The organism is Flavobacterium sp. CG_9.10 (genome assembly GCF_015752245.1).
In the GTDB taxonomy this organism is placed as follows: Bacteria; Bacteroidota; Bacteroidia; order Flavobacteriales; family Flavobacteriaceae; genus Flavobacterium.
On sequence record NZ_JADOVD010000008.1, the window covers coordinates 123,177 to 138,014 of the forward strand.

14 protein-coding genes are annotated in these 14,838 nt (G+C 34.4%); 5 read left to right on the top strand and 9 right to left on the bottom strand.

Annotated features, from left to right (window positions below; all coding sequences use genetic code 11):
• Window positions 1–11: 11 nt before the first annotated feature.
• The 6 genes from IWX84_RS08765 to IWX84_RS08790 all read right to left on the bottom strand — a co-directional run bounded on the left by IWX84_RS08765 (window position 12) and on the right by IWX84_RS08790 (window position 6,548).
• The gene (locus IWX84_RS08765) at window positions 12–761 is read right to left on the bottom strand and encodes a tetratricopeptide repeat protein (protein WP_196850364.1); all 750 of its coding nucleotides are present in this window, start codon (window positions 759–761) and stop codon (window positions 12–14) included.
• A gap of 85 nt (window positions 762–846) precedes the next feature.
• Complete coding sequence (locus tag IWX84_RS08770) at window positions 847–1,878, bottom strand: VWA domain-containing protein (protein ID WP_196850365.1); 1,032 nt, start codon at window positions 1,876–1,878, stop codon at window positions 847–849.
• Between the two features lie 69 nt (window positions 1,879–1,947).
• Entirely contained in the window at window positions 1,948–2,949 is a 1,002-nt protein-coding gene (locus IWX84_RS08775; protein ID WP_196850366.1) for a vWA domain-containing protein, read from the bottom strand.
• Window positions 2,949–4,580 carry a hypothetical protein gene (locus IWX84_RS08780; RefSeq protein ID WP_196850367.1) on the bottom strand — a complete coding sequence of 544 codons (1,632 nt, stop codon included), beginning with the start codon at window positions 4,578–4,580 and terminating at the stop codon, window positions 2,949–2,951. Before IWX84_RS08780 ends, IWX84_RS08775 begins: the two co-directional genes overlap by 1 nt.
• 18 nt (window positions 4,581–4,598) lie before the next feature.
• Window positions 4,599–5,462 carry a DUF58 domain-containing protein gene (locus IWX84_RS08785; protein WP_196850368.1) on the bottom strand — a complete coding sequence of 288 codons (864 nt, stop codon included), beginning with the start codon at window positions 5,460–5,462 and terminating at the stop codon, window positions 4,599–4,601.
• An 81-nt stretch (window positions 5,463–5,543) separates the two neighbouring features.
• The gene (locus tag IWX84_RS08790) at window positions 5,544–6,548 is read right to left on the bottom strand and encodes an AAA family ATPase (protein ID WP_196850369.1); all 1,005 of its coding nucleotides are present in this window, start codon (window positions 6,546–6,548) and stop codon (window positions 5,544–5,546) included.
• 212 nt (window positions 6,549–6,760) lie between these two features.
• Here IWX84_RS08790 and IWX84_RS08795 point away from each other — a divergent pair, with 212 nt between their 5' ends.
• The 5 genes from IWX84_RS08795 to IWX84_RS08815 all read left to right on the top strand — a co-directional run bounded on the left by IWX84_RS08795 (window position 6,761) and on the right by IWX84_RS08815 (window position 11,193).
• Window positions 6,761–7,633: an aldo/keto reductase family oxidoreductase gene (locus tag IWX84_RS08795; protein ID WP_196850370.1), complete on the top strand. Its 873-nt coding sequence runs from the start codon at window positions 6,761–6,763 to the stop codon at window positions 7,631–7,633.
• 79 nt (window positions 7,634–7,712) lie between these two features.
• Window positions 7,713–8,474 (top strand): SDR family NAD(P)-dependent oxidoreductase, encoded by a 762-nt coding sequence (locus IWX84_RS08800; protein WP_196850371.1) that lies wholly within the window; start codon window positions 7,713–7,715, stop codon window positions 8,472–8,474.
• Between the two features lie 5 nt (window positions 8,475–8,479).
• Window positions 8,480–9,619 carry an ATP-binding protein gene (locus tag IWX84_RS08805; RefSeq protein ID WP_196850372.1) on the top strand — a complete coding sequence of 380 codons (1,140 nt, stop codon included), beginning with the start codon at window positions 8,480–8,482 and terminating at the stop codon, window positions 9,617–9,619.
• A 306-nt stretch (window positions 9,620–9,925) separates the two neighbouring features.
• Complete coding sequence (locus tag IWX84_RS08810) at window positions 9,926–10,651, top strand: metallophosphoesterase (protein ID WP_196850373.1); 726 nt, start codon at window positions 9,926–9,928, stop codon at window positions 10,649–10,651.
• 44 nt (window positions 10,652–10,695) lie between these two features.
• Window positions 10,696–11,193: a DUF6646 family protein gene (locus tag IWX84_RS08815; protein WP_196850374.1), complete on the top strand. Its 498-nt coding sequence runs from the start codon at window positions 10,696–10,698 to the stop codon at window positions 11,191–11,193.
• Window positions 11,194–11,373: 180 nt separating this feature from the next.
• Here IWX84_RS08815 and IWX84_RS08820 read toward each other — a convergent pair whose 3' ends face one another.
• The 3 genes from IWX84_RS08820 to IWX84_RS08830 all read right to left on the bottom strand — a co-directional run bounded on the left by IWX84_RS08820 (window position 11,374) and on the right by IWX84_RS08830 (window position 14,743).
• A complete protein-coding gene (locus IWX84_RS08820; protein WP_196850375.1) occupies window positions 11,374–12,030 on the bottom strand; it encodes an HIRAN domain-containing protein in 657 nt (218 codons plus the stop codon).
• Window positions 12,027–13,109: a hypothetical protein gene (locus tag IWX84_RS08825; protein ID WP_196850376.1), complete on the bottom strand. Its 1,083-nt coding sequence runs from the start codon at window positions 13,107–13,109 to the stop codon at window positions 12,027–12,029. The genes IWX84_RS08820 and IWX84_RS08825 overlap by 4 nt, the downstream gene beginning before the upstream one ends.
• An 80-nt stretch (window positions 13,110–13,189) precedes the next feature.
• Window positions 13,190–14,743, bottom strand: coding sequence for an aldehyde dehydrogenase family protein (locus tag IWX84_RS08830; RefSeq protein ID WP_196850377.1), 1,554 nt, complete (start codon window positions 14,741–14,743; stop codon window positions 13,190–13,192).
• Window positions 14,744–14,838 lie beyond the last annotated feature (95 nt).

The window sequence follows — 14,838 nt, forward strand, 5'->3', positions numbered from 1 at the left end:
TCTTAATTGACTTACCAATCTTTATCCGTTTGAACTGGTTTTCCTTTTACTTTTTGGGCATTAACTTTATCTTGAACTTTTTTCTCTTCCTTATTCACCGCATTCAAAAGACTTTCTAACCTTTGTTTAGATATTCCTCCGGGCATCGGTTTTGGCTCCCCTTTTTCATCCTGTTTTGGATCTTTCTTGTCTTTATCTTTGTCTCCTTTATCGTCTTTCTTGTCCTTATCTTTATCCTTCTTATCGTCTTTTTTATCTTTATCCTTTTTCTTGTCGTCCTTTTTATCGTCTTTCTTATCCTTTTTCTTGTCGTCTTTCTTATCATCCTTAGGAGGATTTTCCTTTAGCATTTTTTTTGCCAAAGCATAATTATAACGTGTTTCCTCATCCGAAGGATCGTTTCGCAAGGCATTTTTATAAGCGTCCACCGCTTGAGTATAATCCTTTTCTTTCATGAAAACATTTCCCAAATTGTGAAATGCTTTGTGTTTTTCTGTTCTCGATTTTGAGTTTTTCAATGCTTTGGCAAAAGCAAATTTGGCTTCTGATGGCTGGTTTTGCTTATAAATTGAATTCCCTAAATTATAAGACGCCGCACTTCTATTCGGAAATTTTGAATTTGAAATTCTATAATCCGCTTCAGCATCGACAAACTTATTTTCGGCATATTCCTCGTTAGCTTTAGGCAATATCCTATCCTTTTGTTGCGCGTTTGCAACAAAAGAAAAAAGCAGTAACAGATGTAAAATTATTTTCTTCATTTTATTTTTAAATGTAAATGTCTGCGTAAATTTTTTTAATAGCATCGGCGATGGAGCCATTTTTAACAACGCGGCACTTTATATTTTATTTATTTTCGTTAAATAAATTCATTTTATTTACCCAACTTGTTTTTCTGTCTAAAAGGAAAATATCAACAAATAACAGCAAAAAAGCGAAAGCTAAAAACCATTGAAATTGCGATTGAAAATCCGCCATTTCCGTAGCTTCAAATTCTGTTTTTTGGATTTTATCCAATGTGTTTTTGATATAATCGATCACCTCTTTGGTACTATTCCCATTTACGTAACCGCCTTTGGTAGCTTTTGCAATGGCAATCAAAGCCGCTTGATTCAATTTAGTTATAACAACTTGATTGTTATTGTCTTTTTTAAAGCCTTCAACAACGCCATTTCTTTTCAATGGAATCGTACTTCCTTTTTCAGTTCCAACACCAATGGTAATAATTTTTATCCCTAATTTATTGGCCTCCTCTGCAGCAGCTGCAGCTCCGTCAGAATGATCCTCTCCATCTGAAATCAAAATTAGCAGCTTACTGGTTTTTTTATCATCATAATAGGTTGACGATAATTTTATCGCGTCATCCAATGAAGTTCCCACAGATGAAACCATATCGGTATTCATACTTTGCAAAAACATTTTGGCTACGCTGTAATCCGTAGTAATAGGCAAAACGGGAAAAGCACTTCCAGCATACGCCACTATTCCTATTCTGTCACTTCCCAGCTGATTAATAATTTGAGAAACGATTTGCTTACTTTTTTCCAATCGGTTAGGCGCTACATCCTCAGCAAGCATACTTTTGGAAACATCCATTGCAAAAACAATATCAATTCCTTCTCGTTTTACGGTTTCCATTTTAGTTCCTATTTTTGGATTTACTAATCCGAAAATAATTCCAACCAACGCCAAAAGCAACAATACCAACTTCAAAACCGGTTTAAAAACAGAGCTTTCAGGGCTAAGTCTTTTTACCAGTTCCAAATCACCAAATTCGCGCTGTTTTTTTCTTTTCCAATATAAATTAACTAGAAAAACCAACACCACGAAGGGTAGTATAAAAAGTAGATATAAATATTTTTTCTCGTCTAATTCCATTTTTTACTATTAGTCGCAGTTTTCAGTCACAGTTTTCAGTTTACGACTGAAATGCGACTGCAACTGTCATTATATAAAGCTTTTAAAAACTGTTTTTCTCATTCCAATTTCTGCCAATAATAAAAAACCGGCAAACCAAACAAAGGGTCTGAATTTTTCATCATAATCGTAGAATTTTAACTCTTCAATTTCTGTTGTTTCCAGTTTGTTGATGGAAGCATAAATTTCGGCCAATTTACTATTGCTTGTTGCTCTAAAATATTTTCCATCCGTTTTTCTGGCAATACTTTTCAATAAGGCTTCGTCGATTTCCACTTTCATCATTTGAAATAAAAACTGGCCATTTGGAGCGACAGCGTAAGGAAACATTGCCATTCCGTTACTACCAATTCCTATGGTATATACTTTAATCCCATATTGTTTCGCAATATCAGATGCCGTTTCTGGTTCGATAAACCCTGCATTATTTACACCATCGGTTAAAAGAATAACTACTTTGCTTTTGGCTTTACTGTCCTTTAAACGATTTACGGCAGTCGCCAATCCCATTCCAATTCCAGTTCCGTCTTGCAAAACAGTATCATATTTAATCCCGTTGATAGCGTCCAAAATGACCGCTTTATCACTCGTCACCGGAGTTTTTGTATAGGCTTCGGAAGCATAAACCACCAATCCGATTCTATCATTTGGTCTTTCTTCCACAAAGTCAGCGGCCACTCTTTTCAGCGCTTCCATTCGGTTTGGTTTCAAATCTTTGGCAAGCATACTTCCGGAAACATCGACTGCCATAACAATGTCAATTCCTTTAGTAGTTTTCGTTTTATTGCTTATATCGACGGTTCTAGGTCTTGCCATAGCAACAATTAATGACGATAAAGCCAACAGTCGAAACACGTTCAAAATTGGTTTTAGCTTCACTAAAAAAGATTCGGAGTTCTTAAATCCTTGAATGGAACTGATCTTTAAAGTGGCGGATTGCTGATTTTTTTTCAAAAACAACCAAGCAATTGCAACTGGAATCAGAAGAAACAACCAAAAAAATTCTGGGTTTAAAAAAGTGATTTTATCCATTATTTACTTACTTGTTTTAGTTCAACTGATCTCAAAACCCGTTCTGATATTTGGTTGGCATAATCATCCCCTTCTTCATGGAAAATAATAATTTGCTGCAATCCGCCTTCCTGACTAAACAGTAATGCTTCATAATATAATTTAGCACTGATGCCTTTATTGCTATCTATTTTCGAAAATGTTCCGTATGCTTTGAGTCCCTTAATTCCTTCTTTGGTTTCAAAATCTTCCTGTTTGACAATCATGTTTTGAGCTCCTTGAGATTCTAAGGATTGCAACGCACCATCCATTGATTTTGCCAAATCAATTTCTCCTTCTTGTTTGTATTTTAAAGTAGAAACCATAAGGTAGAAATTGTCTTGAACACTTCCGTAAGCAAAAGATTGCATTTCTTTAATCAAAGCCATTCCATCTTTGGGTAATGTCTTGGTCAAATCTACTCTCTTGAGCACTTTTGGTGTTTCTATAATTATTCCAGGATTTCCATAATCACTTTTTACCCATTCGCCTTCCAATAATTCTTTAGTAGGATTACCAATAATATTATCTTTTACATAATCGAATCCCTTCAAAATGATGAAAAAAGCGGTGGTTGCCACCAATATAAAAGCAACCGAAGAAATAGTGAGAACAATACGTTTCTTTCTCTTTTTTCGCAGTTGAATTTCGATTTGTTTTTGTCTTTGTGCTTCATTCAACAAAGTATCTTCTTCAACTGGAACCTCAACCGGAATCGAACTGTCTAAAGTTAAAATAGCTTTTTGAATTTTATTTCGATCTTCGGTAATTTCAAAATCCAATGGTTTTGACTTAGCAAATTTCACTAAATCCGCTTGTTTCAAAACTCTTTCCAGATTTACAATCGTTTCTTGAGAAAGTGCCATTTTCTTTTTAACAGATGCCATTCTTAACCCTTCAATCAATTCAGAAGTCGTGCTTTCCATGGCTGGAATTTCAATCGCTTCCTCGATATAATTTCGTGCAATATCGGTCAATTCACTATAATACGCCTTAACTTCTCCTTTTTGCCAAAGTTCTTTCTTTTCCAAAGTATTCAGCAAGCTGGTCGCTTTTTCAATTGGTGTTTTGAAAATTTCTGCTTCTAATTTTTTCTTTTGATGTTTTTTAATATACCAATAAATGAAGGCTCCAAGACCGATAATCAACCCTACTATAAGAAGGTATTTCCACCAATTTCCTAATGAATCATCCGCAGCAGCAATGCCCTTGATATCGAACATTTTTTGTTTTAAAGTATCCACTTTAACATTAGCAACTTCAACCAAAAGCGAATCCGTCATAAACGGCTTACTATTGATAAAAATCTTTATACTCGGAATAACATATCTACCGGAATCAAATTGGGTTAAACCGTATTTTTTTATTAATTCATAACGACCATCCATTTTAACGGTGTCAATAGGATACGACTGAATTACTTCCAGCGCGCCAAAATTTTTCAACTTAGGGAAAATCACTTTAGCCGAAGTATCTACAGTAGTTTTTATTGATAGTTTGAATTCGGCACCAATTTTATTTTTAATCGTATCTATACTTGTAATCACCTGCTTTTGTTGTGCAAAAACAGCCGTTGAAAGCAGTATAATTAGTAGGTATAATTGTTTTTTCATCTTTTATTATTGAACCCTTTATCTCGATTTAAAATAGCTTAATAATTTAGTCACATAACTTTCGTCCACTCTGGTATTTACAACCCCTGAACCTGATTTACTGAATGTTTCTTTAAAAAAGGTTACTTTTTCCTGATACAGTTTCTCATAATTCATTCGCACGGATTTAGAACCTGTGTTTACTAATTGTATTTCTCCAGTTTCGGCATCTAGCATGGAAACCATTCCTAAATTTGGCATCTTTTCTTCTCGAATATCATATACTCTTATTCCTGTGATATCATGTTTTTTAGAAGCGATTTTCAAGACATGTTCGTAATCCTCCGACATGAAATCGGAGATAATAAACACAATGGCTTTCTTTTTTTGGGTTCCCGATAAAAATTTCAAAGCCTGAGCAATATCTGTTTTTTGACTTTTTGGCTGAAATTCAATCAATTCACGAATGATGCGCAATACATGCGACCTTCCCTTTTTGGGCGGGATATACAATTCGATTTCATCTGAAAATAAAATCAAACCTATTTTATCGTTGTTTTGTGTAGCTGAAAAAGCCATTGTCGCCGCAATTTCAGTAACGATATCTTTCTTGAATTGGTTTTTAGAACCAAAACTTTCCGAACCTGAAATATCCACCATCAACATCATCGTCAATTCGCGCTCTTCCTCAAAAACTTTTACATGCGCTTCATTATAACGTGCGGTCACATTCCAATCGATTGCACGAATATCATCTCCATATTGATACTGACGTACTTCGCTGAAAGTCATTCCCCGTCCTTTGAAAGAAGTGTGGTATTCCCCCGAAAAGATATGATCACTCAATCTTCGGGTTTTGATTTCTATTTTTCGTACTTTTTTTAAAAGCTCTTTTGTATCCATTTTTAATTTGTTTAAAGTTTAAAAATTTAACGTTCCAAGTTCGTAATACAACAACTTGAAACTTTAAACATTAAACAAACTTTAAGGTACTTCAATCTCGTTTACGATTTTGTTTATGATATCTACTGAAGTGACGTTTTCGGCTTCCGCTTCATACGTAATTCCAATTCTATGACGCAATACATCGTGAACCACGGCGCGAACATCTTCTGGGATTACATATCCACGACGTTTGATAAACGCGTAACATTTAGCCGCATTGGCTAAATTTATACTTCCACGTGGCGAAGCTCCAAAACTGATTAACGGTTTCAATTCGGCTAATTTGTATTTCTCCGGGTAACGTGTCGCAAAAATAATATCAAGAATGTATTTCTCAATTTTTTCGTCCATATAAACTTCACGAACCGCTTCTTGCGCGCGTAAAATTTGTTCGACAGTAACAACAGGATTTACTTTTTCATAACTTCCTTTTAGGTTTTGACGAATAACTAAGCGTTCGTCCTCCATTTTTGGATAGTCGATAACTGTTTTCAACATGAAACGATCGACCTGCGCTTCCGGAAGTTGGTATGTTCCTTCTTGTTCAATTGGGTTTTGAGTAGCCAGAACTAAAAATGGTCGGTCCAACTTGAAAGTGGTATCCCCTATAGTTACTTGTTTTTCCTGCATGGCTTCTAATAATGCTGATTGCACTTTGGCAGGAGCACGATTTATCTCATCCGCTAGGACGAAATTAGCAAAAATTGGTCCTTTTTTAATCGAAAATTCATTTTGCTTTATGTTATAAATCATCGTTCCCACAACATCTGCAGGCAATAAATCAGGAGTAAATTGTATTCTGCTGAAAGATCCATGAACAGCTTGTGAAAGTGTATTAATGGCCAAAGTTTTTGCTAATCCGGGAACCCCTTCCAACAAAATATGTCCTTGACCCAAAAGTCCAATTAATAAACGTTCCACCATGTGCTTTTGACCCACAATGACTTTGTTCATTTCCATGGTGAGGAGGTCTATAAAAGCACTCTCTCTTTCAATTTTTTCATTGATTGCTCTAATGTCTAAAGTCGCTGTATTTTCTTCCATTTTATTATTTTTAAAACCTTGTATTTAATGCCTTGCTTTTGAGAGTGCAAATTGAAATTTTTTTTAGAGGTAAGATGTTAAAAAATGGTTAAAACTTCTAGAAATACCCTAATTTTAAGGACGAATTATGATACAATTTTCTTATTTTTAAGAACTTTGAAAAATATACTTTGAAATCGCAGATTCACCGATTTCATTAAAAAATTAAAACCATGAGTAAAACAACATTATCACCAATTGTAGCTGGTGTCATGAATTGGGGAATTTGGGATAAAAATCTCAATACCAAAGAAATGGAAAACATGATTAATATTTGTTTAGAAAACAAAATTACCACTTTTGACCACGCTGATATATATGGTGATTATACTACCGAATCCGAATTTGGAAAAGCATTTGCGTCAAGCAAGATTGCAAGAGAAAAAATGCAATTGATATCTAAATGCGGCATCCAAATGCTGACCGAAAATCGTAACAATACCATAAAACACTATGATTATTCAAAAGACTATATTATTTGGTCCGTTGAAAATTCATTGAAAAATTTAAAAACAGATTATCTGGATGTGCTTTTGCTTCACAGACCCAGCCCTTTGATGCAGGCGGATGAAATTGCGGAGGCTGTTCTAAAATTAAAATCGGATGGGAAAATTATAGATTTTGGTGTTTCTAATTTTACTTCTTCGCAAACCGAATTAATCCGTCAAAAAACTGAAATCAGCTATAATCAAGTGCAATTTTCGGCGACTAATTTTGAACCTATGGTTGACGGAAGTTTTGATTACATGCAAGTCCATAACATTCGTCCAATGTCATGGAACCCTCTAGGATTTGTTTTCAGAGAAGACATTCCTCAAACCCACAGATTGAAAAAATTATTGGCAACTTTAGTTTCGAAATACCATTTGGGTTCCGACACGATTTTGCTTTCCTGGATTTTACAACATCCGGCAAAAGTTATTCCAATCGCTGGAACGGTAAATGTGGCTAGAATACAATCGCTGATGAAAGCTGTAGAACTAAAATTAGAAAAAGAAGATTGGTTTGCAATATGGACCGAAAGTATGGGTAATACTGTAGCTTAATCAAAATTCGGATTGTAGAATTTAAATTTAAAAACACAAGAAATCTAAGATTCACGATTTCAATTACAAACAATAAACCATGAGTAAAATAGCATTAATAACTGGTGCAACTAGCGGAATTGGCAGAGCAACAGCAAGAATATTAGCCAATAACAACTATAAAATCATTCTTTGCGGACGTCGTGAAGACCGACTAGCAGAACTGAAAAAAGAACTTTCGGAATTTACAGAAGTTCATACTTTATCATTTGACGTTCGAGACAAAAAAGCCGTTTTTGAAAGTATCAATTCTTTGCCTGAGGCTTTTTCGAAAATTGAAGTTTTAATTAATAATGCCGGAAATGCACACGGTTTAGATTCAATTCAAAATGGGGATTTAGACGATTGGGACGCGATGATTGACATCAATGTAAAAGGACTTTTATATGTTTCAAAAGCAATAATTCCGAAAATGATCGAACAAAAATCTGGACATATCATTAACATTGGCTCCATTGCCGGAAAAGAAGTTTATCCAAACGGAAACGTATATTGCGCCTCGAAACACGCCGTTGACGCCTTGAATCAAGCCATGCGAATGGATCTGAATCCTCATGGAATTAGGGTGGGGGCTATAAATCCAGGAATGGTGGAAACCGAATTTAGTGAAGTACGTTTCAAAGGTGATGCGGAGAGAGCTGCCAATGTTTACAAAGGAATCAAAGCGTTGCAACCAGAGGATATTGCTGACATCATCCATTTTGTAGTTTCCAGACCATATCACGTGAATATTGCTGATTTAATTGTATTTCCTACGGCACAAGCCTCGGCGGGGATTTTGAATCGCTCTTTAGATAATTAATCCCAATGATCAACAAACGTATTTTAATTAAGAACCTTCTCGCTCACAATGATGAGAGCAGTTTTTATGATAAAAAACGGCAGTTGAATTTGCATACGCGAGAGGGAAAAGCCAAGTTTTTGAAACACATCTGCGCCTTGTCAAATTCTAATCCTACGAACAATTCTTATATAGTTGTGGGGGTTGAAGATCATGACAATGCCATTGTGGGGGACGATTTTTTTGATGATAGCCGAATTCAGAATTTAGTGAATGCGTTTCTGGAAAATCCACCGAAAATTCAATATGAAAATGTGCCTTTCCCGAACTTGCCGAAAGACAAAGTCATTGGACTCGTAACGATAAAACCCAAAAGTAAAACCTCCTATTTCAAAAAAGGAATTCACACCATTACTGCCAACTCCGTTTTTATAAGGCGAGGCAGTAACACAATGCCCGTGGATGGTGAAGTGGAAAAGAATTATCAGAACACCGAAACCGTAATTGGTATCGAAAACAATTCCAGAAACAGTATCGAATACACGCTTGATGGCGTAATTGATTTCATGAATTTCAGGCATAAAGATATGTCGCCAAAATATAAAGTATTCAAAGAATTATTTGTGATTTGCTGGGCTGGAATTGCTAAAAGATCTCGAGACAAAACCTATTTATCCCGTGTTGACATCGAACTGATAAACGAGCAAATTAAGCTTTTTTACTCTGCTCAAGATGTGGTTGAAATCATTTATGACGAAGATAGTTTCACGATTATTGAATATGTTCCATTAGGATTGAATGACAAAACAAGTTATTATCCTTTAGAGAAACAAACCATTCATTTTCATGACAATGGCTATTACAAAATTGATAGGGAAATGCTTTTTCAGCCACCGGAATTCAACAGAAAAATGTTGTTTCATATTTACAATACGAATCTTTCACTGCTAAACAAACTCCAAAAGGGATTTTCTTTATCTGAACGCGAACACAAAGATTTAGAGAATTTGCCTTCTACATTTATGATTTGCTACCTCAACGGTTTTGAAGATGCCAAACAAAAACTGATTGACGCCAAACCACTTTTGAAACCTTTCACGCCTATTTATTTATCTTTTAAAGAAGCATTACGGATTTTACGAAAAATGAAATACGATGTACAATAAATTCTTAACATCATTCTGATTTGGTTTTACCCAAATATAATTTTCAATATATAAAACACAAAACCAGCAAGAAGCAGCGATAAAGCAATAATTACATTCATTTTGAAAGTATTTTAAATTCGTTGTAAAACTACCTTGAAAAACAATACCAAACAATCACCTAAAACAGTGATTTTTTGTTTTTTTTAAAAAAAATAATTTGAGTTATAATTTACCCAAATTGTATTATGAAATTTAATTTTAGATTATGAAAAAAACACTGATTTTCTGCTATTTTTGTAAAACAATAAATTGATACAACATTAAATGAGAACACTCGTCATAGGCGATATACACGGTGGATTACATGCGCTACACCAAATTATGGAAAGAGCAAAAATCACTACTAAAGACACCTTAATTTTTTTGGGAGATTATGTAGATGGTTGGAGCCAATCCCCTCAAGTAATCGATTTTTTAATCGAATTAAACAAAACAAATAATTGTGTTTTCATCCGCGGAAATCATGATGAGTTGTTGCGCACCTGGCTCGATGAAAGCAGAGACAATCTATTATGGTATAAACATGGCGGTGAAGCCACGGTTTTGGCGTACGCCGATGTAAGTGTAGCGACCAAACAAAAACATATTGAATTTCTACATGCATTGGAAGATTATTATCTGGACGAAGAAAACCGTTTGTTTATTCATGCTGGTTTTACCAACATGAACGGGATTGACTTTGAATATTTTCCAAAACTTTTTTATTGGGACAGAACATTATGGGAAACGGCTTTGGCATTGGACAAAAACATAAAAATAGGCGATTTAATGTATCCAAAACGCTTGACGCTTTACAAAGAAATCTATATAGGCCATACACCAGTATCCAGAATTGGAGAAACTATTCCGGTTCAAATGGCTTGTGTTTGGAATATTGATACTGGTGCCGCCTTTAAAGGTCCATTAACTATTATGGATGTTGACACAAAAGAATTTTGGCAAAGTGAACCATTACCGGCTTTATACCCGTATGAAAAAGGTAGGAATTAGTTTATTTAAACTATTTTTGTATAAAATTATAAAAATTTAAGAGTATGAAAAAGAGTATTACATTGTTATTATTATTGTTAGCTGGTTTCGTAAATGCACAAGCTTACAAAGGAAAAGGAGACGTAAAATTTAACGTTGGGGCAAATATTCAAAACGGTGGATCTGGAATTGGTATTTCTTCAGATTTTGGCCTTGGAGAAAATATGTCATACGGTTTTGCTGCTTCTTATCTATTATCTGCTAGCTCAGATGATTTAGGAAACAAACCGGATTTTGGAGATAGAATTGATGCAAAATTTAGATTCAATGCTAATTTAGGAAATGTTCTTAAATTAGATCCTAAAATGGATGTTTATCCAGGACTTGACCTAGGTTTAAGAAATTTTGGAGCGCATTTAGGCTTCCGTTATTTCTTTACTGAAGGTTTTGGAATTTTTACTGAAGCTGGAGTTCCAATAGCTAGTTATAAAACGAACCCAATAGGTTTTGATAAATTAAACAACCAGTTTGTGTTTAATATTGGTGCTTCTTTCAATTTATAATATTTGTTAGAACACGAAATTCACAAGAATTTTTAAAATAAAAAGAGGCAATTTGAAATATTCAAATTGCCTCTTTTAGTTAATGATTTTTAGTACTTAGAAACCAAACTGAATTCCTTGTGCAAACGCAATTTTGCCCTGTAATTGAGGGTATTCGCTTATCCTTTATTAATTAAATTATCAATAAAGACTTGCTTTAACAAATATTCTTTTCAAAACTCCATTTTTTTCAACTCCTTGAACAACTAATTTAAATTTTTTTTGAGTTTTATGAAACACTTTACAATGAATAAGTTTAATATGTCCTAAATAAAAATCGTCTTTAAATACTTTAACTGCATTTTTATCAAAGGGATTTTCAGGCTCTAACTGATAATTTAAAACATCTCCTATTGAAATTTTATAAGAAGGAATTTTAGCTTCACTTAATCCTGTTATTTCCGTAACAAATGACAAATCGTCTTTTGGATTGAAATCAGCTAAAAATTCAAAACTATCTGTAGGCAGTAAACCTTGTGTAAAAGCCAGCATATAGTATTTGTCTTCTTTCTTTTTTAAATCGATACCCCAAAAATCATAAAAATCTTTTAAATCAGGTCTCTCACTTCTCATTAAACGTTGTCCAAAAATTTCTATTACATTTTCAGAATAGATTATATTTGTCTCAGGAAACCCTTCATAATGTATAAATCCCAATTCTTGTGCTTTGACTAAACCTTCTTTATTATATTGAAAGCGAATTCCTTCTGAGGTACTTTTTTTAATTGTACCAACAGATATCCGACTACCGCCTTTACCTGGTCTCCAGATAAGGTGTATGTTTCCTATCGCTTTCATAAAAGTTTAATTAAATTTTTGATGCGCAAAGTTATCAATTTAAACATCAATTGCTTTCTAGTTTCCGATAATTTAAAGTTAACTAAATTTCCAGGAAGATTTATATCAATATTGTCTATGAGTTCTTGTAACAATTCAGGCTTATATCTTTCTTGAACTCTTAAAATATAATTTCTAGTTTCATTTGGATACTTTTGTAATAAAAGTGATACTAACTCTAAATGTTTTCTTTTTGCTAAACCATCTTCCCAGTGAATTTCAGATTCCCCTCTATTAATGTAAGCATTTAGCATTTGAGAATCATTTAACATCTTTATAACTCTTTCATCCGTATGTTCCCTTCCTAAACAACAACCGCTATCGTAAATTGGAGCAAACTTATGTAATCTCTCAATTTTGACGTTAAAATTATTGTCGCTGATTACTCGTTCAAATTCTTCGTTTTCGTCAGTGAAAAATCTCCGAGATAATCTTCTAATTTTTCTAAATAAACTGCGTTCTTGTGGTTTATATGAAATGTCGTTTTCTACTTTTTTTTCTACGAATATTTTATGTTTCGTTATGATCCCCCAATTTTCTTGATGTCGATCTGAATTTCCAATTATGCTGTCGAAAACAATAATCTCGACAATGTTTTTAATATAATCATCTAAAGAAAACCGTTTCAAAGCATTGCAAATAAATTGAAAAGTATAATCTTTTTTATCTGTGTCAGGATCGTATTGTGCATTAAACCCTGTTAAGTACGTTTTCCCCTCTGTCAATTTATTGTTCGAGCTTAAAACCATTGATTTTGAAAGGCAACCAATCTTTTGTCTATGATTTTTATTAAATGCTATATTATAATCCAACATTGGGAAACCCAAAAATTGGCCAATTTTAGACGAAGCAATTTCAGACCAAAATTCAGTAGGATATCTAATTTCTCCACTTGGTGTTTCTTTAGATCCTTTAAAAAAGTATTCATCATTTGTCTCTGGTTCTAGAGTAATATATTTACTTCTTGTTCCACCAGTGCTATAAAATTCATTTTTATGCCAGTTGGAAATATTTGTAAATGTTGCTTGAAATTGATTCATTAGATAAATTTAGTAATAAAAAAACGCTTAATCTAATATAGAAAAAGCGTTTGATATAATCATTCTTTTTATTTTGTTACTTAGAACCCAAATTGAATTCCTTGCGCCAATGGCAACGATGTCCCATAGTTAATCGTATTGGTTTGACGACGCATATACACTTTCCATGCATCAGAACCTGATTCTCTACCTCCTCCTGTTTCTTTTTCACCACCAAAAGCACCACCGATTTCCGCGCCGGAAGTTCCGATGTTTACATTAGCAATACCACAATCAGAACCTACAGCAGATAAGAAATATTCTGCTTCTCTTAAATTGTTAGTCATAATCGCTGAGGACAATCCTTGAGCCACTCCGTTTTGAACATCAACAGCATTTTCTATAGTACCCGAATATTTTATTAAGTATAAAACAGGAGCAAAAGTTTCGTGTTGCACGATTTCGAATGAGTTGTCTGCTTCTGCAATCGCAGGTTTCACATAACATCCGCTTTCGTAACCTTCACCAGAAAATACGCCACCTTCAACAAGGATTTTTCCACCTTCTGCAACTACTTTAGTCAAAGCTTTATTGTACATTTCAACTGCATGTGTATCGATTAGCGGTCCAACGTGATTTTTTTCGTCCAATGGATTTCCGATATTCAATTGTTTGTAAGCGGCAACTACTGCATCTTTTACTTTATCGTAAACACTTTCGTGAATAATTAAACGACGAGTTGAAGTACAACGTTGTCCTGCAGTTCCTACTGCTCCAAAAACAGCGCCGATAACGGTCATTTTAATATCAGCATCCGGTGTTACAATAATCGCATTGTTTCCGCCTAATTCCAATAATGATCTTCCTAAACGACCCGCCACCGTTTGCGCAACGATTTTCCCCATATGAGTCGAACCTGTAGCAGAAATCAACGGCACGCGTTTATCATTAGTCATCATCTCTCCCACTTTATAATCTCCGTTTATCAAGCAAGAAATCCCTTCTGGCAGGTTATTTTCTTTGATTACTTCAGCAATTATATTTTGACAGGCAATTCCACAAAGTGGTGTTTTTTCTGAAGGTTTCCAAACACAAACATCACCACAAATCCATGCTAAAGCGGTATTCCAAGCCCAAACCGCCACTGGAAAGTTAAACGCTGAGATAATCCCAACAACTCCCAAGGAGTGATACTGCTCGTACATTCTGTGTTGTGGACGTTCAGAATGCATGGTTAACCCGTGCAACTGACGAGAAAGACCGACTGCAAAATCGCAGATATCAATCATTTCCTGAACTTCTCCGTATCCTTCTTGTAATGATTTCCCCATTTCATAGGAAACCAATTTACCCAAAGCTTCTTTGTTTTTACGTAATTTTTCTCCAAACTGACGCACGATTTCACCACGTTGTGGTGCTGGCATCAATCTGAATGTTTTAAAAGCTTCGGTTGCGGTTTGCATTACTTTTTCGTAATCGGCAGCGGTACTTGTTTTTACTGATGCGATTAATTGTCCGTCAACTGGCGAATGACTTTCAAGAATTTCTCCGTTTGAAAAATGGTTTACACCTGTTGAAGTTCCTTCGTTTATGGCTTTTACACCCAATTGCGCCAATGCTTCTTTCATTCCAAATTGATCTGCTATTGTTATCATTGTAACTTTTTTAATTAAAATTGTTATATTTTTTTGTAAAGATATTATTTCAAGTTGAATTTCTAACGAATTAAATTATTAAAATCGAAGTAAAT